11 protein-coding genes are annotated in these 19,756 nt (G+C 73.5%); 6 read left to right on the forward strand and 5 right to left on the reverse strand.

Annotation, left to right across the window (positions count from 1 at the left end; genetic code table 11):
- From ACWGN5_RS37635 to ACWGN5_RS37650, 4 genes are all read right to left on the reverse strand, one after another.
- A partial coding sequence (locus tag ACWGN5_RS37635) for a type I polyketide synthase (protein ID WP_453522909.1) occupies nt 1–1,838 on the reverse strand: 1,838 nt, incomplete at its 3' end.
- Between the two features lie 142 nt (nt 1,839–1,980).
- Nucleotides 1,981–11,385: a type I polyketide synthase gene (locus ACWGN5_RS37640; protein ID WP_453522910.1), complete on the reverse strand. Its 9,405-nt coding sequence runs from the start codon at nt 11,383–11,385 to the stop codon at nt 1,981–1,983.
- A gap of 313 nt (nt 11,386–11,698) precedes the next feature.
- Nucleotides 11,699–12,058, reverse strand: coding sequence for a hypothetical protein (locus ACWGN5_RS37645; RefSeq protein ID WP_453522911.1), 360 nt, complete (start codon nt 12,056–12,058; stop codon nt 11,699–11,701).
- Nucleotides 12,055–12,654 (reverse strand): RNA polymerase sigma factor, encoded by a 600-nt coding sequence (locus tag ACWGN5_RS37650; protein WP_453522912.1) that lies wholly within the window; start codon nt 12,652–12,654, stop codon nt 12,055–12,057. Before ACWGN5_RS37650 ends, ACWGN5_RS37645 begins: the two co-directional genes overlap by 4 nt.
- A 370-nt stretch (nt 12,655–13,024) precedes the next feature.
- Here ACWGN5_RS37650 and ACWGN5_RS37655 point away from each other — a divergent pair, with 370 nt between their 5' ends.
- Complete coding sequence (locus ACWGN5_RS37655) at nt 13,025–14,236, forward strand: MFS transporter (RefSeq protein WP_453522927.1); 1,212 nt, start codon at nt 13,025–13,027, stop codon at nt 14,234–14,236.
- Between the two features lie 25 nt (nt 14,237–14,261).
- Here ACWGN5_RS37655 and ACWGN5_RS37660 read toward each other — a convergent pair whose 3' ends face one another.
- Nucleotides 14,262–14,615, reverse strand: coding sequence for a PRC-barrel domain-containing protein (locus ACWGN5_RS37660; protein ID WP_453522913.1), 354 nt, complete (start codon nt 14,613–14,615; stop codon nt 14,262–14,264).
- Nucleotides 14,616–14,755: 140 nt separating this feature from the next.
- Between ACWGN5_RS37660 and ACWGN5_RS37665 the strand changes: the two genes are divergently transcribed.
- From ACWGN5_RS37665 to ACWGN5_RS37685, 5 genes are all read left to right on the forward strand, one after another.
- Nucleotides 14,756–15,163, forward strand: coding sequence for a hypothetical protein (locus ACWGN5_RS37665; protein WP_453522914.1), 408 nt, complete (start codon nt 14,756–14,758; stop codon nt 15,161–15,163).
- 81 nt (nt 15,164–15,244) lie between these two features.
- Nucleotides 15,245–15,940 carry a DUF6766 family protein gene (locus tag ACWGN5_RS37670; protein ID WP_453522915.1) on the forward strand — a complete coding sequence of 232 codons (696 nt, stop codon included), beginning with the start codon at nt 15,245–15,247 and terminating at the stop codon, nt 15,938–15,940.
- Nucleotides 15,941–16,075: 135 nt separating this feature from the next.
- On the forward strand, nt 16,076–16,885 hold the full coding sequence (locus tag ACWGN5_RS37675; protein ID WP_453522928.1) for a ribonuclease BN: 810 nt from the start codon (nt 16,076–16,078) through the stop codon (nt 16,883–16,885).
- 138 nt (nt 16,886–17,023) lie between these two features.
- Nucleotides 17,024–18,160 carry a chitinase gene (locus ACWGN5_RS37680; RefSeq protein WP_453522916.1) on the forward strand — a complete coding sequence of 379 codons (1,137 nt, stop codon included), beginning with the start codon at nt 17,024–17,026 and terminating at the stop codon, nt 18,158–18,160.
- 77 nt (nt 18,161–18,237) lie between these two features.
- A complete protein-coding gene (locus ACWGN5_RS37685; protein WP_453522917.1) occupies nt 18,238–19,653 on the forward strand; it encodes an amidase in 1,416 nt (471 codons plus the stop codon).
- Nucleotides 19,654–19,756 lie beyond the last annotated feature (103 nt).

Here is a 19,756-nt window from a genome sequence, read left to right on the forward strand (position 1 = left end):
GTCAGTGACCAGTCCACGAACGGCGCGAGGGCCGCCTCGCACTCGGCGATGACGCGGGCGAACTCCGGCGAGGAGTCCAGGAGCGCCGTGGCCATGCCGACCCACTGCGAACCCTGACCGGGGAACACGAACACGGCGCGGGAGGGGGACACGCCGTGCTCGCCGTCGACCTCCCGGGAGGCCAGGGCGTCCAGACCGGCCAGCAGCCCGTCCCGCCCGTCGGCGCCGGGCACCACGGCCCGGGACTCGAAGGCGGAGCGCCCGACGGCGAGGGAGAGCGCCACGTCGGCCGCGCCGAGCCCCGGCCGTTCCCGTACGTACGCGGCCAGCTGCCCGGCCGCCTCGGCGAGCGCGTCCGCCGTACGCGCCGAGACCAGCCACGGCAGTCCCGAGCCGTCCAGGGAGCCGTCCGGCGCCGGGTCCTCGGCCGTCTCGGCAGGCTGCTCGGCGGGGGCTTCCGCGAGGATGACGTGGGCGTTCGTGCCGCTGATGCCGAACGACGAGACTCCGGCGCGCCGGACCCTGCCCTCCTCGGCGGGCCAGGGGCGCGGCGCGGTGAGCACCTCGACGCCGCCGTTGGCCCAGTCGACCAGTTCGCTCGGCTTGCTGACGTTCAGCGAGGCCGGCAACTCGGCGTTGCGCAGGGCCATGACCATCTTGATGACGCCACCGACACCGGCGGCCGCCTGGGAGTGCCCCAGGTTGGACTTGAGGGACCCCAGCATCAGGGGCTGCCCGTCGCGCTCCTTGCCGTACGTGGCGAGGAGGGCCTGTGCCTCGATGGGGTCGCCGAGCACCGTGCCCGTACCGTGCGCCTCGACGGCGTCGACACCGGCGAAGGGCACCCCTGCGTCCTGCACGGCCGCCCGGATCACCCGCTCCTGTGCCGGGCCGCTGGGGGCGGTGAGGCCGTTGGAAGCGCCGTCCTGGTTGACGGCCGAACCGGCCACCACGGCAAGGACCTTGTGGCCCAGGCGCCGGGCGTCCGACAGCTTCTCGACGACGAGGACGCCGACGCCCTCGGCCCACGCCGTGCCGTCCGCGTCCGCGGAGAACGACTTGCACCGGCCGTCGGGAGCGAGCCCCTTCTGGCGGGAGAACTCGACGAAGATGCCCGGTGTCGACATGACCGTCACACCCCCGGCGAGCGCCAGCGAGCACTCGCCGGACCGCAGGGCGTTGACCGCCAGGTGCAGGGCGACGAGCGAGGACGAGCACGCCGTGTCGACCGTGAGCGCCGGGCCCTGCAGGCCCAGGGTGTAGGCGACGCGGCCCGAGGCCACGCTCGACGTCGTGCCCGTGAGCCCGAACCCGGTGGCGGCCGCGCTCGCCTCGCCGAGCCGCGGGCCGTACTCCTGCGCGATGGCTCCGAGGAACACGCCCGTCGACGTGCCGTGCAGCGAACCGGGCGTGATGCCGGCCCGCTCCAGGGCCTCCCACGACACCTCGAGGAGCAGCCGCTGCTGCGGGTCCATCGACAGGGCCTCGCGGGGCGAGATCCCGAAGAAGGCCGGGTCGAACGCGGAGGCGCCGTGCAGGAAGCCGCCGTTGCGCACGTACGACGTCCCGGCGTGGTCCGGGTCGGGGTGGTAGAGGCCGTCGAGGTCCCAGCCCCGGTCGGTCGGCAGACCCGAGATGACGTCGCGCTGCTCGGCGACGACGCGCCACAGCGCCTCGGGCGAGTCCACGCCGCCCGGGAACCGGCAGCCCATGCCGACGATCGCGATCGGATCGTTGGTTCCGGCCTCCAGTTCACGGACCCGCTGCCGGGACTGGTGCAGGTCGACGGTGAGGCGCTTGAGGTATTCGACGAGTTTGTCGTTGTCCGTTGTTGTCATGACGGTGATGCCCCCGTAGGCGTTGTGGAGCCGTGCGTGCGCGGTTTCCGGGCATGGCTGCCCGGGCGGCGTGCCTGGGGCACGCCGCGCCGCGGCGAACGGGATGAGAGAGGGGTGAGGGTCCGGCGTCGCGGACGTGGGGTCAGAGTTCGGAGTCGATGAACGCGAGGAGTTCGTCGACCGAGGCCGACTGGACCCGTGCGGACAGATCGTCCTCGACGGGGGCGCGCTGAGCGGGCACCCGGGCCGCGAGGGCCTGGAGCCGCTGGACGATCTCGGCGCGCACCTCGTCCTGGGTGTCGTCCGGCAGCTCGACGAGTGCCGCTTCCAGCCGGTCGAGTGCGACCAGGCCGGATGCGGCCGCCGAGTCGGCGGATTCCGTGGCGGATTCCGTTGCGGCCGGGGCCAGTTCGTCCTGCAGATGGCCCACGACCGCGAGCGGCGTCGGGTAGTTGAAGAGGAAGGTGGCCGGCAGCCGCAGACCGGCCGCGGTCTGCAGTCGGTTGCGCAGTTCCACCAGGGTGAGGGAGTCGCAGCCCATGTCCTTGAAGGGCCGGTCGGCGGGGATGCCGGCCGCGGAGGACCGGCCGAGCACGGCGGCGGTCTGCACCCGGACGAGGTCGAGGAGGAGTTCCTCCCGCTCGGCCGGGCTCAGTGCGGCGAGCCGGTCGCCGAGGGTCTCGGTCGTCCGGGGCGCGGCCGCGGCCGCCGCGGCCCGGGCCGGTCGCGGGGCGGCCGGTGCCAGGTCCCGCAGGACGGCGGGCAGTTGGGCGCCGAGGGCGCCGAGCGCGGCACGGTCGATCGGTGCGGGCACGAGCGCGGGGGAGTCCACGCGCAGGGCCGCGTCGAGCAGGGCCAGGCCCTCCGTCCGGTCGATGGGCGCGAGGCCGGTACGGGCGATGCGCACCCGGTCGGCCTCGGACAGGGTGCCCGCCATTCCGGCGGCCCCCGGGCGTCCGGCCGTCTCCGCCCACATGCCCCAGGCCAGCGAGACCGCGGGCAGCCCCTGCGCCTTGCGGTGCTGGGCGAGGGCGTCCAGGGAGGCGTTGGCCGCCGCGTAGTTGCCCTGACCGGCGCCGCCGATGACGCCCATGACGGAGGAGAAGAGGACGAAGGCCGCCAGGTCCTGGTCCTCGGTCAGTTCGTGCAGGTGCCGGGCCGCGGTGGCCTTGGCGGCGAGCACGGTGTCCAGGCGCTCGGGGGTGAGCGCCGTGATCACGCCGTCGTCGAGCACGCCGGCCGCGTGGACGACGGCGGTGAGCCGTACGCCGTCGAGCAGCCGGGCGAGCGCGTCGCGGTCGGCGGTGTCGCAGGCCGCGAGCGTGACCTCGGCGCCCAGCCCGGCGAGGTCGGCGGCGAGTTCCTTCGAGCCCGGGGCGTCGGCGCCGCGGCGGCTGACCAGGAGCAGGCGTCGGGCGCCGTGCTCGGTGACCAGGTGCCGGGAGACCAGTCCGCCGAGGGCGCCGGTGGCGCCGGTGACCAGGACGGTGCCCTGCGGGTCGAGGACCGGGGGCAGGGTGAGGACGACCTTGCCGATGTGGCGCGCCTGGCTGACGTACCGGAAGGCCTCCGGTGCCCGGCGGACGTCCCAGCCGCTCACCGGCAGCGGGGTCAGGGCCCCCGAGGACAGTAGCTCCATGACGGCCGTGAGCATGTCGCCGATCCGCTCGGTCGGCTCCTGGAGCAGGTCGAAGAAGCGGTAGTACACCCCGGGATGGTCGGCCGCGACGAGCGCCGGGTCGCGCAGATCGGTCTTGCCCATCTCCACGAAGCGACCGCCGTGCGGCAGCAGCCGCAGAGAGGCGTCCACGAACTCGCCGGCGAGCGAGTTCAGGACGACGTCCATGCCGTGGCCGTCGGTGGCCGCGCCGAACGCCGCCTCGAAGTCCAGGGTGCGGGACGACGCCAGGTGCGCCCCGTCCACGCCGAGGCCGCGCAACGCGTCCCACTTGCCCGGGCCGGCCGTGCCGTACACCTCGGCGCCCAGGTGACGGGCGAGCTGGACGGCGGCCATGCCGACGCCGCCCGCCGCCGCGTGGATCAGGACCCGCTCGCCCTTGCTCAGACCGGCGAGGTCGACCAGGGCGTGGTAGGCGGTCAGGAACACGATGGGCGCGGACGCCGCCTCGGCGAACGTCCAGCCGGCGGGCATGACGGCGACCCGCCGGTGGTCGGTGACGGCCGTCGGGCCGAACGCGCCGGAGAACAGGCCCATGACGCGGTCACCGACGGCGAGACCCGTGACACCGGGCCCGACCTCGGTGACGACACCGGCGCCTTCGAGACCGAGGGGGCCGGGATCGCCGGGGTAGAGACCCAGCGTGCCCAGGACGTCGCGGAAGTTGACGCCCGCGGCGCGCATCGCGATGCGCACCTCGCCGTCGCCCAGCGGGGCCAGGGCCTCCGGGAAGGGTTCGAGCGCCAGGTGGTCCAGGGTGCCGCGCTCGCGCACCACCATCCGCCACGCGGCCGTGCCGGCCGGGGGTACCAGGGCGCCGCCGGCGGCAGCCGGTCCGAGCCGGGGCACGAGCAGAGCCCCTTCGCGTACGGCGAGTTGCGGCTCGGCTCCGATCGACGGCAGTGCGGTACGGCAGTCCTCCGCCGTCTCCACGTCGAGGAGTCCGACCCGCCCGGGGTTCTCGGTCTGCGCCGACCGCGCCAGACCCCATACGGCCGCGAGGCCGGGGTCCGCGTCGGCGTCCGGCGCCGTGGCCACGGCAGCCCGGGTGACGAGCACCAGTCGGGAGTCGGCGAGCCGGTCGTCGGCCAGCCATGCCTGGAGCAGGGCGAGCGCGCGGTGCACGGCGGGCAGAGAGCTTCCCGTGGAGCCGTCTCCGGGCTCCGTGACCGGGGCGAAGACCACCTCGGGGGCGGGGAGCCCCGCGTCGAGGGCCGCGCCCAGGGCCGTGAGGTCGTCGTACCGGGGACTGACGCCCAGGTCGGCGGAGCCGAGCGCGGCGGCCGACGGGGACGCCTCCCCGTCCGCCGCGATCGGCTTCCAGTCCAGGCGGTGGAGGGAGCGCGGGACGGCCACCTCCTCGCCGACGGGGCGCAGGACCAGCTCCTCGATCTCGACGACGACCGCGTGGGACTCGTCGAGCAGCGTCAGCGACACCGCGTCCTGCCCGGTGGTCGTGATCAGGGCGCGTACGGAACGGGCGCCCGGCTGGTGGACGGTCACGTCGCGCCACGAGAAGGGCAGCAGCCGGCGGCCGCCGGCTTCGAGTGCGGTGATGACGATCGGGTGCAGGGCCGCGTCGAGGAGCGCCGGGTGCAGCCCGTACGAGGCGGCGTCGGTGACGGACGCCGGCAGGGCGACCTCGGCGAGCAGGTCGCCGCCGTGCCGCCGGGCGGCGCGCAGGCCCTGGAAGACCGGGCCGTAGGCGTAGCCCGAGGCGGCCAGGTCGTCGTAGCAGCCGTCGACGGGCAGGGCCTCGCCCTCACCGGCGGGCCGGGCCGCGGCGGGCGCGGGGGCTCCGTCGTGCGGGGCGAGCGCGCCGGTGGCGTGCAGGGTCCACGGCTCGACGGCGCCGTCCGGCGTCTCGGCGCGGGCGTGCACGGTCAGCGTCCGCAGGCCGTCCTCGCCGGGTGCGGCCACGACGACCTGCACCTCGGTGCGGCCGTCCTCGGGGATCACCAGAGGCGCGACGAGCGTGAGTTCGGCGACTCGCGGAGCCCCGGTCTGCGAGCCCGCGCGGGCGGCGAGTTCGAGGAAGGCGGTGCCCGGCAGCAGGACCTGGCCGAGGACGGCGTGGTCGGCGAGCCAGGGGTGGCTGCGGCGGCCGAGCCGGGCGGTCAGGACGGTCTGCCCGGATTCGGCGAGCTCGACGGCCGGGCCGAGCAGCGGGTGCCCCGCGGCCCCCGCGGTGCCCTGCGCGGTCAGCCAGTACCGCTCGCGCTGGAAGGCGTACGTGGGCAGGGCGGGCGTCCGCCCCGCGCCGAACACGGCCCCCCAGTCGGGGCTGCGGCCCCGGACGTGCAGGGAGCCGAGCGCGGAGGCCAGGGTGCGCCGCTCGGACCGGCCGCGGCGCAGCACCGGGACGAACGCGAGCGCGTCGTCGTCCAGACAGTCCTGGCCCAGGGCCGAGAGCACACCGTCCGGGCCGAGTTCGAGGAAGGTCCGCATGCCGAGCCCGTGCAGGGCGGTCAGGCCGTCGGACATCCGGACCTCACGGCGCACCTGCCGCACCCAGTAGTCGGCCGTGACCTCGACGGGCTCACCGGTGACCGTGGACACCATCGGGACGCGCGGCTTCGCGTACGCGACGCCCGAGGTGACGGCGGCGAACGCGTCGAGCATCCCGTCCATGCGGTGGGAGTGGAAGGCGTGGCTGACGACGAGCCGGCGCGTCTTGCGGCCGAGGGCGGCGAAGGAGGCGGCGACCTCCTCGACGGCCTCGACGTCGCCGGAGACGACCACGGCAAGGGGGCCGTTGACAGCGGCGATGCTCACCTCGTGCTCACGGCCCGCGATCAGCGCGGCCACCTCGTCCTGCGAGGCCTGGACGGCGGTCATCGCGCCACCGGACGGCAGCGCCTGCATGAGCCGGCCGCGCGCGGCGACCAGGGTGCAGGCGTCCGACAGGGTGAGGATCCCGGCGGCGTGGGCGGCGGCGAACTCGCCGATGGAGTGCCCGAGTACGGCGTCGGGGGCCAGGCCCCGGTGCTCCAGGAGGCGGTACAGCGCGACCTGGAGGGCGAAGAGAGCACACTGCGTGTTCTCGGTCCGGTCGAGCGCCTCGCCGTCGTGGAACATCACCTCGCGGATCGGCGGCATCCCGGGCACGGAGGCGCGGCAGGCGTCGAGTGCGGCGCAGACCGCGTCGAGCGCGGCGGCGAAGACCGGCTCGGCCTCGTACAGTTCGCGTCCCATGCCGACGCGCTGACTGCCCTGCCCGGTGAAGAGGTAGGCGAGGCCGTCGTCGGTACGTGCCGTGCCGAGGGCCAGCGCGGAGTGCGGTGCGCCGCGGCCGAGCGCGGTCAGCGCGGCGACGGCCTCCGCGCGGTCCTCGGCGGCGACGGCCGCGCGGTGGTCGAGGGCGGTACGGGTGGTGGCGAGGGCACGGCCGAGGTCGGCGGTCGACACCTCGTCGAGGGGGTCGAGGGCGTCGACGAGCGCGGTGGCCTGGGCGCGGAGCGCCGGTTCGGTGCGCCCGGACAGCACCCACAGCGGCGGGGCGCCGTCGTCCCCGGCACCGGTCTCCGGCGTGCGGGGCGCGGTGGGGGCTTCGGCGAGGATGATGTGGGCGTTGGTGCCGCTGATGCCGAAGGAGGAGACTCCGGCGCGTCGGACCCTGCCCTCGGTGGCGGGCCAGGGGCGTGGTTCGGTGAGGACTTCGACGCCGCCGTTGGCCCAGTCGACCAGCTCGGTCGGCTTGCTGACGTTGAGGGAGGCGGGGACCTCGGCGTGGCGGAGGGCCATGACCATTTTGATGATGCCGCCGACGCCTGCGGCGGCCTGTGCGTGTCCGAGGTTGGACTTGAGGGAGCCGAGCATGAGGGGCTGTCCGTCGCGCTCGCTGCCGTAGGTGGCGAGGAGGGCCTGTGCCTCGATGGGGTCACCGAGCACCGTGCCCGTACCGTGTGCCTCGACGGCGTCGACTCCGGAGAAGGTGACGCCGGCGTCCTGCACGGCGGCTCGGATCACGCGTTCCTGCGCGGGGCCGCTGGGGGCGGTGAGGCCGTTGGACGCGCCGTCCTGGTTGACGGCGGTACCGGCCACGACGGCGAGCACATGGTGTCCGAGCCGGCGGGCGTCCGAGAGGCGCTCCACGACGAGGACACCGACGCCTTCGGCCCAGGCCGTGCCGTCCGCGTCCGCAGAGAAGGACTTGCACCGGCCGTCGGTGGCGAGGCCCCGCTGCCGCGAGAACTCCACGAAGATCCCGGGCGTCGACATGACCGTCACACCGCCGGCGAGGGCGAGCGAGCACTCGCCCGACCGGATGGCCCGCACCGCGAGGTGCAGCGCCACGAGCGAGGACGAGCACGCCGTGTCGACCGTCAGGGCCGGGCCCTGGAGGCCGAGGGTGTAGGCGACGCGGCCGGAGGTGACGCTCGGCGTGGTCCCCGTCAGGCCGAACCCGGCGGCACCCGCACCCGCCTCGCCGAGCCGCGGACCGTACTCCTGGGCCATCACACCGGCGAACACGCCCGTCTGCGTCCCGCACAGCGAGTCCGGGGCGATGCCGGCCCGCTCCAGGGCCTCCCAGCACACCTCCAGGTAGGCACGCTGCTGCGGGTCCATCGCCAGCGCCTCGCGCGGCGAGATCCCGAACAGCTCGGCGTCGAACTCGGCGGCGCCTTCGAGGAATCCGCCGTTGCGGACGTACGTCGTCCCCACGTGGGCGGGGTCCGGGTGGTAGAGGCCGTCGAGGTCCCAGCCCCGGTCGGCCGGGAAGCCCGAGATGACGTCGCGCTGCTCGGCGACGACCCGCCAGAGCGCCTCGGGGGAGTCCACCCCGCCCGGGAACCGGCAGCCGATGCCGACGATCACGACGGGGTCGTCCTCGTCGGTACGGGACTCGGGCGCCGTCACGGCCTCGTGCGGGGCGTCGGCGAGCAGCGCCGCCAGCCGGGCGGGGCTGGGGTGGTCGTACACGATGGTCGTGGGCAGCTTGCGTCCGGTGGCGGTGACGAGCCGGTTGCGCAGCTCGACGACCATCGCCGAGTCGATGCCCAGCTCCTTGAACGTCCGCCGGGGCTCGACGTCGGCGACGGAGTCGTAACCGAGCACGGCGGCGGTGTGGGCCCGTACGAGCTCCAGGGCGGCCGGACCGGTCAGGGAGAGGCCCGGTTCGGCCTCGTGGGTGTCATCTGTGAGCGGGGCGGCCTGCGTCGGCGCGGCTGCGGGCGTCAGGGGCCGGGCGGCGTGGGGCTGTCCGGAGATCCAGTGACGGCGGCGCTGGAAGGCGTACGTCGGCAGCTCGGCGCGGCCGGTGCCGGCGGGCAGGACCGTGGACCAGTCCACCTCCGCGCCGTGGCAGAACGCCTCGCCGAACGCGAGCAGCAGGCGCTGCCGTCCGCCCTCGCCGCGGCGCAGGGTGCCGAGCGCGGCGACGGGCAGGTCGGCGGCCTCCGCGGTCTGCTGGACGGCGAGCGCCAGGACGGGGTGCGGGCTCATCTCGATGAACAGCTCGTGACCCGCGTCGAGCAGCGCGCGTACGACGGGCTCGAAGGCGACGGGCTCGCGCAGGTTGCGGTACCAGTAGTCGACGTCCAGCTCGGAACCGTCGAGGGCGGTGCCGGTGACGGTGGAGTGCAGCGGCACGGTCCCGGCGCGCGGTGCGATGCCGGCGAGTTCGGCGGGCAGCGTGTCGCGTACGGCGTCGACGTGCGGGCTGTGCGAGGCGTACGCGACCGGGACGCGCCGGGTCCGCACGTCCTCGCCGTACTGCGCGGCCAGGGCGTCGAGGGCGTCCCCGTCACCGGCCACCACGGTCATGCCGGGCGAGTTGACGGCGGCCACGCTCAGGCGCGGTGATCCGGCCAGGTCCTCGCGGACCCGGTCGGCGGGCAGCGACACGGTCAGCATGCCGCCGCCGCGGCCGGCGAGCGCGCCGAGAGCGGCGCTGCGTACGGCGATGAGCCGGGCGGCGTCGTCGAGGGACAACGCGCCGCTGACGGTGGCGGCGGCGATCTCGCCCTGCGAGTGGCCGACGACCGCGGCCGGTTCGACACCGGCCTCCCGCCACAGGGCGGCGAGTCCGACCATCACGGCCCACAGGGCGGGCTGCACGACGTCGTCGCGGTCCAGGTCCGGGGCACCCGGGGTCCCGCGGAGCACGTCGGTCAGGGACCAGTCGCGGTAGGGGCGGAGCGCCCGCTCGCAGTCCTCGACGACCCGGGCGAACACGGGGGAGCTGTCGAGGAGTCCGGCGGCCATGCCGGCCCACTGGGAGCCCTGGCCGGGGAAGACGAACACGGCCTCGCGGACGGTGCGGTGGCTGCTGCCCTCGACCGCGGCCGGGGTGACGCGGGCCTCGGCGACCGCGTCCAGGGCGGCGAGGAGCTCGTCACGGCCGGTGCCCGTGAGGACGGCGCGGTGGGTGAAGGCGGTGCGGTCGTGGGCGAGGGCGCGGGCGACCTCGGCGACGTCGGACTCCGGGTGCGCGGCGAGGTGTTCGCGCAGTCGGACGGCCTGGGCCCGGAGGGCCTTGTCGCCGCGTCCGGACAGCACCCAGGGGAGGGGATCGGCGTCGCCCGCGCGGTGTGCCGACTGCGGCTCGTCCTCTTCGGTCGAGGCGGTTTCTCCCCGCCATTCGCCGAGGACCAGATGGCAGTTCGTACCGCCCATTCCGACCGAGGTCACACCCGCGAGGAGCGGGCCGTCGGGATTCGGCCACGGCCCGGTTTCGGTGGCGGCGGCGAGGCGCAGATCCTCGAACGGGATCTGCGGATTGGGGGTCTGGTAGTTGAGCGTGGGAACGATTTCCCGCTCTTTGATGCAGAGGATCGTCTTGACGAGCCCCGCTATGCCCGCGGCCCCTTCGAGATGGCCGATGTTCGTCTTGACCGAGCCGAGCCGGAGAGGATTGTCCGGAGTGCGGGAGGAGGAGAATACGGCGCCCAGAGCAGAGGCTTCGATGGGATCGCCGACCCGGGTTCCCGACCCGTGTATTTCAATGTATTGCGCGTGTCCAAGAGGTAAACCGGAGTTTTCCCAGGCCCTGCGTATGACGTGTTCCTGGGCTTTTCCGTCAGGTGTGGGAAGGGTGTCGCTCGCGCCGTCGTTGCCGACGGCTCCACCGTGCAGCAGACAGTGGATGCGGTCCCCGTCGGCGATGGCCCGACCGAGGAGTTTCAGCGCGACCACACCGCCGCCCTCACCTCGCACATACCCGTTCGCCCGGGCGTCCAACGAGTAACATCGCCCGTCGGGCGAGAGGCTGCCGAAGGCCGCGAGGGCCTCGGTGCTCTCCGGCGCGAGGTTGAGGTTGATGCCGCCGGCCAGCGCCGTCACGGACTCGCCGCGGCGCAGGCTCTCGCAGGCCAGATGCACCGCGACCAGCGAAGACGACTGCGCGCTGTCGACCACCATGCTGGGGCCCTGGAGCCCGAGGGCGTAGGAGACCCGGTTCGCGATGATGCCCCGGTGCAGGCCCGTCACCGTGTGCGCGGAGGTGGCCCCGGGGCCCGCCGCGTGGGTGACGGCCGTGTAGTCGTCGGCGATCGCGCCGACGAAGACGCCGGTGGCGGTGCCGGCGAGCGTGGCCGGGACGATGCCGGCGTCCTCGAGCGCCTCCCAGGCGAGCTCCAGGGCGAGCCTCTGCTGCGGGTCCATCGCGGCGGCTTCACGCGGGGATATCCCGAAGAATTCGGCGTCGAAGGTGTCGACCTGGGGCAGAAAACCACCGGGGCGCGGCGAACCGTCCTCCCGGACACCGAGGTGCGCGCGATCCGCGGGCGGCTCCGCAATGGCGTCGCGGCCGTTCCTCAGAAGATTCCAGAATTCTGCCGGGCTCGCACCACCGGGAAAACGGCAGGAAAGCCCGACGACGGCGACGATCTGGTCATCTGCCGCCCCAATCTGGGCATGGCGGATCATAGTGTTCTGCTCCCCCCGTGAAGCACGATCAACGGCGTTGCCGACTCGGCGGCCCTGCCCGTCTCAATCTCGTTTCGGACCCTAGCACCGAGGCGGCGCTCCGTAAACCAATGGCCAGGGCGGCGAGTTGGTATGCAAAACGAATGTGACGGATAGTCCGGGGGGCTCTTGCGCAGGCTCGCGTGAGACAGTCGTCTCACGCTGGTGAAGGGGTATGGCCGAGGCCTCCGGACCCGGTGAAACCACCCTCCTTGACGCTTTTCGGGAGGGTGGAATTCAGGCCGGGGCAGGAGGCCGGAAGGCCGGGGACGGGTCAGTCGTGCTTCGCCGCCGGGTGTGCCTTGGTGAGGGTGCAGACGCCGTCCACGCACTCGCGCTCCAGACGGCCCCGGGAGATCGTCTGCACCAGGCCGACCATCCAGCAGGTGGGGCAGCCCTTGAAGGCGATCAGTGCCAGCGGGGCCGCGAGCAGGGTGGCCGGGCCGGCGACGGGCACCATGGCGATCGAGCCGATGATCAGCCCGAAGCCGATGACGCCGCGCGCCAGGTGGCGCGGGACGGACTTGCTCGCGAAGTTCGGCGCCGCGGACGGTGCGGCCACCCGGGTCGCGGACGGCGCGATCACCGGGGACTGCACGCCCTCGGGGGGCTTCACGATGTTCACGGTCTTCATGGTCGTGAGTCTCCTTCGACTGGTCGGTCGATGGCCTGATCTGGTGCCTGGTCGGTCGCTTCCAGCGCGTGACGCAGCGCCGCGCGTGCCCGGTGCAGCCGCGACTTCATGGCCGCGGTGCTCAGACCGAGCGTGTGGGCGACGGTCTTGCCGGGCAGGCCCTGGACGTCGCGCATGATCAGGACCTGTCGCTGGTCACGGGGAAGGGCGCTGACCGCGGCCGCGATCCGCTCCACCTCAAGGCGGTACAGCACCGCCTCCTCGGCGGACGGCTCCGCACTCGCCTCCGGTTCGGCCAGTACTTCGTCACGTCGGGCGACGAGCAGCCGCACCTGCCGGAGACACTCGTTGCGCACGATCCGGAACATCCAGGAGGCGAGCGCGCCGGTGGCCCGCAGGGTGCCGATCTTCCGGTACAGGATGATCAGCGCCTCTTGTGCCGCGTCCTCCGCGTCCTGCGGCGAGGCGCACAGCGATATGGCGAACTTGCGCACATGCGGCTGCGATTCCATGACGACGGTGGTGAGCGACGTGACGTCGCCGTCCTGAGCGGCCTTGATCAGTCGCTCGTCAGGCCAGGGGAAGCGTTGATTCATGCGCTACTCATACCGGAAGGCGCCCCGCGCGCAGGCGCTGGTCAGCTTCGGCTCTTGTTGAAGCGCCGCATCAGGTGCCAGCTGCACGCACCCACGAGCACCACGCCGACGACGATGAGGGCAGTGACCATAATTGCTGTTTCCTCCCGGTTCGGACCGGCCCGTTCGGCCGGTACACACATAAGAGACGGGGAGGTCCCGAGAGGATTCACCTCGCGCCGAAGTTTTTTTCGAACCGGTCCGAGGCCCCCGGGCCGACGGCCGTGGAAGGGCCGTCCACCCGCCCCGGAGCAGGTCGCCGGCCGCCGGGGTCGGCAGGGCGCTCTTACCCACGAGCCGCCCCGCCCCCTAGCGTCGCCCTGTGACCAAGATGCTGAACTCCCGGGCGGAGCAGGCCGGTTCGCGGCCGCCGTTGGTGACGCGGCCGTTGCTGCTGCGTTTCGTCTCGATCATCGGCGCCTCGACGAGCTTCTATCTGCTCCTGTCGGTCGTCCCCCTCTACGCCGAGGAATCCGGCGGGGGCCACGGCGATGCCGCCGGGCTCGCCACGGGCGCCCTGATGCTCGCCACCGTCGGCGGCGAGCTGGCCACTCCGCGGCTCGTCGCCCGCTTCGGCTACCGCCTCGTGCTGGGGGCGGGACTCGTCCTCCTCGGGGCGCCGGCCTTCGCTCTCTCCGTCGCCGGGAGCCCCGTCTGGATCACGGCGGTCTGTGTCCTGCGCGGTCTGGGCTTCGCCTTCACCGTCGTCGCGGGCGGTGCCCTCACGGCCGCGCTCATACCGGCCGAACGCCGGGGCGAGGGCCTCGCGATCGTCGGCATCGTGTCCGGAATCCCGTCCCTGGTGGCGCTGCCGCTGGGCGTGTGGCTCGCGGCGCACGTGGGGTACGGGCCGGTCTTCGCCGCCGGAGCCGTCGCCGCCCTTGTCGCCGTCGTCTCGGTGCCGGGACTGCCGGACCGCGAACCCACCTCGGAGCGGGTGATCGGGGTGACGGCCGGGTTGAGGACGGCCGCGCTGTCCCGGCCCGCCGTCGTCTTCGCGGCGACCGCCCTCGCCGCCGGAATCCTCGTCACGTTCCTCCCGCTCGCCGTTCCCGCGGCCTCCGCGGGTGTCGTCGCCACGGCCCTGTTCGCCCAGTCCGCGGCGGCGACGGCGGCCCGCTGGGTGGCCGGACGGCACGGCGACCGGCACGGTCCCGCCGTACTCCTGATGCCCGGCCTCGCCCTCGCGGCCGGGGGAACGCTGCTCACCGCCCTGACCCGCAGTCCGGTCGCCGTCGTCATCGGCGTCACCCTGTTCGGGATCGGCTTCGGCATCACCCAGAACGCCACCCTGACCCTGATGTACGCGCGGGTGCCCACCTCCGGTTACGGAACCGTCAGCGCCCTGTGGAACGTGGCCTTCGACGCGGGCATGGGCGTCGGGGCCGTCGGCTTCGGGTTCCTCGCGGCCCGCACCGGCTACCCGTGGGCCTTCGCCCTCACCGCCGCCCTGATGCTCACGGCCCTCGTCCCGGCCTGGCGCGACCGCCGGACGGAGCGCTCGGCTCAGGCCCTGGGGGAGGACGCGTCGAGCGGCCGGTGACGCACGCCCATCGGGGCCGGCGCCCTCACATGTGCGGCTGGCCGTAGTACCGGGCGAACTGCTCCAGATAGGTCGGCTCGTCGGAGTACTTCGCCTCGTCGAAGTCCGGGGCGTCCTTGATCTGGTCCTTCGTGCGGTCGACGTACACCTTCTCCTCGGCGGTGTCGATCAGCTCGATGGTCCCGGCGGGGAGGAGGACCCGTCTGCCGAAGATCCAGATCCCCACGTCGACGACCAGATACGAGGAGCCGACGTCCTCGGTGTGCCGGTCGATCTTCCCGATCGCGCCGTCCGTCGCCTCGACCTTGTAGCCGACGAGATCGACGCCCTGCCGGTACCCGGTGCTCGGGCGGTAGTTCCAGATGTCGAACTCACTCATGGCGTCCCCTCTCCGTCTCCATGGTCTCGTGGGCCGCCCGCGCACGCACGTCGTCACCCGCGGTGACCCGAACAGGTGAGGCCCGTGTCCATTCGGCTCCCGCCCCTTGCCGAGACCGTCCGCACCGGCAGGCTGAGGGTGTGAGAGTGCCCCTGCTCCTCGGAGTGACGACGGCCCTGGTCGCCGCCCTGTCCGGCTGCGGCGCGCCGCAGGCGCGCGTGGACGGGGCGACGGACGCGGGCCGGTTCTTCGAGGAATCCCTCGCCGCCGGAAACTTCGGCGTCGCCTGCGGCCTGCTCGCCCGGGAGAGCCGCGAGCAGCTCGAAGAGGGGGAGAAGAAGCCGTGCGCGGAGGCGCTGCCCTCGCAGGAGCTGCCGCGCGGCGGCGCCGTGCGGAGCGTGGACGTCTACGGCCGGCAGGCGCTGCTCCGCCTCCGCGGCGACGTCCTGTTCCTCTCGCAGTTCGACGAGGGGTGGCGGGTGACCGCCGCCGGATGCGCGCCCGGAACGGGCGACACGCCGTACAGCTGCGTACTGAAGGGGGCGTGACGTGCGGGCGCTGTTCGTCGTGTGCGTGGTGACCGTGGTGGGCGGACTCGCCTACTTCAGCGTGATCGGAGCGATGCACCGGTGACGGACGACCGGGCCCCGAAGGGCGGATTCTGGCGGTCGAACAGCCTCACCCTCGGTTTCGGGCTGGCGTTCCTGGTCGTCCTGGGCGCCCAGGCGGTCGCCGGCCGTGCGGAGTTCAACGAGCAGCTCGCCGTCGAGGGACTGCAGCAGATCGGCTTCGGCGAGTACCTGATGTCCTCGGACTTCGCCGTCGACGTCACCGAGAACTGGCAGTCGGAGTTCCTCCAGTTCTTCCTGTACATCTTCGGCACGGTCTACCTGCTCCAGCGCGGTTCCCCGGAGTCCAAGGAGCTGCACAAGGCGGGCACGGAGAGCGAGCGCGAACAGCGCATGGGTGACCACGCCCGGCCGGACTCGCCCCGCTGGGCCGGTACGAAGGACTGGCGGCAGGCGGTGTACTCCCGGTCCCTCGGCCTCGTCATGGCCGTCTTCTTCCTGCTGTCCTGGCTGGCGCAGTCGATCTCCGGCGCCGCCGCCTTCAACGAGCTGCGGCTGCGGCAGCTCCAGGCCCCCGTGCCCTGGCACGCGTACCTCGGCTCCGCCGACTTCTGGAACCGGTCCCTGCAGAACTGGCAGTCGGAGCTCCTGGCCGTGGCGGCGATGGCGATCCTCTCCGTCTATCTGCGCCAGCGCGGCTCCCCCGAGTCCAAGCCCGTGGGGGCCGCGCACGAGGCCACCGGCGTCGAGGGCTGACGCCGGTGCCGGGCGGACCCGCTGGTTGCCGGACCGGCGCGGTTCTACCGTGGAGGGATGGTCTCCCGTCCCGCCGGGCGTCGGTCCCGGGCCGGGCGGACGCTCGACGCGATCCGCCGGGTCGGGTCCGGGCGGATGCTCCGGGGGATGCGCCGGGTCCGGGCCGGACACCGGTGGGCGCCGGTCAAGGAGCTCGGCCTCTGGCAGCGTGCGCTGGGGTTCGCGGCGCTCTCCTTCCTCACCCTGGTGCCGCTCCTGATCGTCGTGTCGGCGGCGGGCGCGGGCAGCGGGAAGGGGTTCGCGCAGTGGCTCGGTGACGGCATCGGGGTCTCCGAGGCGGCCAGGGCCGAGATCGAGCGGCTCTTCGCGCTGCCGGGCCAGGTGCGGCGGACCACGACCGCCTTCGGCCTCGCCCTGCTCGCCGCCTTCGGCCTGACGTTCGGGACGGTGGTGCAGAGCGGATACGAGAAGGTCTGGGACCTCCCGCCGGCCCTGCTGTGGGCCCGGTGGCGGCATGTGCTCTGGCTCGCCGTGCTGATCGGGCTCCTCTACATGTTCGCGGTCTCCTCGTTCTGGCAGGGGACTCCGGCCCGCGGGCTCGCCACCGCGCTCACCGGCACCCTGTTCTTCTGGTGGTCGCAGCGCCTGCTGCTCGGCGGCCGCATCGCCTGGCTCGCCCTGCTGCCCGGGGCGATGTGCACCACGCTCGGGCTGCTCGGGCTGCGGATCTTCTCCCGGCTCGTCTTCTCCCCGCTGATCGCGTCCAGCGCCGTCACCTACGGCCCGTTCGGCGCGTTCCTCGTCATCCAGACCTGGCTCGTGGCCGTGGGCGTCGTCGTGTTCGGCGGCGCGCTCACCGGACGTCTGATCGACGAGGAGTTTCCGCGCGCGACGCGCGCGTGGAGGCGGCGCGGGCGGCCCCCGGGGTCACCGCCTCCGGCGTGACGGGGGTGTGCGGAGTCAAGCTGCGTCGTGGTAACTCCCGTACGTGCACGGGTGGTTGACGAAAGGTCTGGACCAACTTACGGTCTGCTGGAGCGCGCGCCATGCCCAGGACCACCCCCCACGTCCCCAGGAGCACGCATGCCAGGCCCCCGGATCACCCGTGTCCTCGGAGCGGGGCTCGCCACCCTGCTCGCCGCCGCCGTCCTCGCGGGCCCCGCCGCCGCCGAGGACGCGAAGCAGTCCCCGTCCGCGGCCGAGGACGCGAAGCAGTCCCCGTCCGAGGCCGAGGACGCGAAGCAGTCCCCGTCCGCCGCCGCTGACACCTGCGCCCTCAAGCCGAAGCCCGCCGGGAAGGTGCTCCAGGGGTACTGGGAGAACTGGGACGGCTCGGTCAACGGCGTCCATCCGCCCTTCGGCTGGGCGCCCATCGACGACGCGCGCTTCGCGGCGCACGGTTACAACGTGATCAACGCCGCCTTCCCCGTCATCCGCTCCGACGGGACGGTGCTGTGGGAGGACGGCATGGACAGCACCGTCCGCGTCGCCACCCCGGCGGAGATGTGCCGCGCCAAGGCCGCCGGGGCGACGATCCTGATGTCGATCGGGGGCGCCGCCGCCGGGATCGACCTGAGCTCCCGCGCCGTCGCCGACCGGTTCGTCGAGACCGTCGTGCCGATCCTGCGGAAGTACAACTTCGACGGCATCGACATCGACATCGAGACCGGCCTCGTCGGCAGCGGCAGCATCGGCACCCTCTCCACCTCGCAGGCCAACCTCGTGCACATCATCGACGGGGTCCTCGCCCGCATGCCCGCCGGCTTCGGCCTGACGATGGCGCCGGAGACCGCGTACGTCACCGGCGGCAGCGTGGCGTACGGGTCGATCTGGGGCGCGTACCTGCCGATCGTCAAGAAGTACGCGGACAACGGGCGCCTGTGGTGGCTGAACATGCAGTACTACAACGGCAGCATGTACGGCTGCTCCGGCGACTCCTACTCCGCCGGCACCGTCGCCGGGTTCGTCGCCCAGACCGACTGCCTGAACCGCGGGCTCGTGATCCAGGGCACCACCGTCAAGGTCCCGTACGACAAGCAGGTCCCCGGCCTCCCCGCGCAGCCCGGCGCCGGTGGCGGGTACATGGCGCCGTCGGCCGTCGCCCAGGCCTGGAACCACTACGGCGGCTCGCTCAAGGGCCTGATGACCTGGTCGGCCAACTGGGACGGCTCGAAGAACTGGACCTTCGGCGACAACGTCAAGGCGCTCCAAGGGCGATGACCCCCGCCGACCCCTCGCCTGTTACCCACCGGTAGGCAATGATGGTGGGCGACCATCCACACGGCCGGGGGCTGACGGTGACGACGTACGACGAGAAGACCAGGGTGCACGCCTTCCGGGACGACGCCCTGGGAGAGCACGACGCCGTCGGGCTCGCCGCGGCCATCCGCCGCGGCGAGGTCGGCGCCGCCGAGGCCGCCCGGGACGCGGCCGAGCGGGTGCGGGCCGTCGAGGAACGGCTCCACGCCGTCCAGGTGCACGCCGCATCCCCGGCGCCCGCCACCGCGCCCGGCGGCGCCTTCGCGGGCGTCCCGACCTTCGTCAAGGACAACACCGACCACCAGGGGCTGCCCACCGGCCACGGCAGCGCGGCCTTCACACCGAGGGCCGCGCGACGGCACGCGCCCTTCACCGGGCAGTTCCTGAGCACCGGCGTCACCGTGCTCGGCAAGACCCGGCTGCCCGAGTTCGGCTTCAGCCCCACCACGGAGTACGAGAACGCCGAACCCGTCCGCAACCCCTGGAACACCGGCCACTCCGCCGGCGGCTCCTCGGGCGGCAGCGCCGCGCTCGTCGCCGCCGGCGCGGTCCCGATCGCCCACGCCAACGACGGCGGCGGATCCATCCGGATCCCCGCCGCCTGCTGCGGGCTCGTCGGCCTCAAGCCGACCCGCGGCCGGGTCGTCCCGAACGACCAGAGCCGCCGGCTGCCCCTGGACCTCGTCGTCGACGGGATCGTGAGCCGCTCCGTACGCGACACCGCCGCGTTCCTCGCCGCCGCCGAGACCCACTGGCGCAACCCGAAGCTGCCGCCGGTCGGCCTGGTCGAAGGGCCCTCAGGACGGCGCCTCCGCATCGGACTCCTCCTCGACTCGCCGAACGGCGTCGCCTCCGACACCGCCACCCGCGAGGCCGTCACGGAGACGGCGACGCGGCTCGAACGGCTCGGCCACACCGTGGAACCGGTCGAGATGGCCATCGACCCGCGCTTCACCGAGGACTTCCTCACCTACTGGGGGATGCTGTCGTTCCTCCTCGGCGCCACCGGCCGGACCTTCGGCCCGGACTTCGACCGGCACCGCATGGACGGCCTCAGCCGCGGACTGCGCGCGACCTACCTGGAGAACTGGCGGGGCACCCCGGGTGTGCTGCGGCGGCTGAAGCGGACGAAGGTGGCGTACGCGGCGGCCTTCCGCGGACTCGACCTGCTGCTCACCCCGGTCCTCGCCCACCCCGCCCCGCCGATCGGCCACCTCGCCCCGACGGTCCCGTACCCGACGCTGATCGAGCGGATCCTCCAGTACGTGGCGTTCACCCCCGTCGACAACGTCGTCGGCACCCCGTCGATCTCCCTGCCCAGCACCCGGGCGACGGACGAGGGACTGCCCGTCGGCGTCATGTTCTCCGGCCGCCCCGGAGGCGAACGGACCCTCCTGGACGTGGCGTTCACCCTGGAGGCGGACCGGCCGTTCCGCCGGATCCAGGACGCGTGACCGTGCGGTGAAGCCGGCGGGTTGAGGCAACAGGTCGAATTCCGGTCCGCCGGCCGAGTGCGCCGCACCGGCCGGGGGCGGGACGTCCTCTAGCCTCGGCCGG

The organism is Streptomyces sp. NPDC055815, from assembly GCF_053616475.1.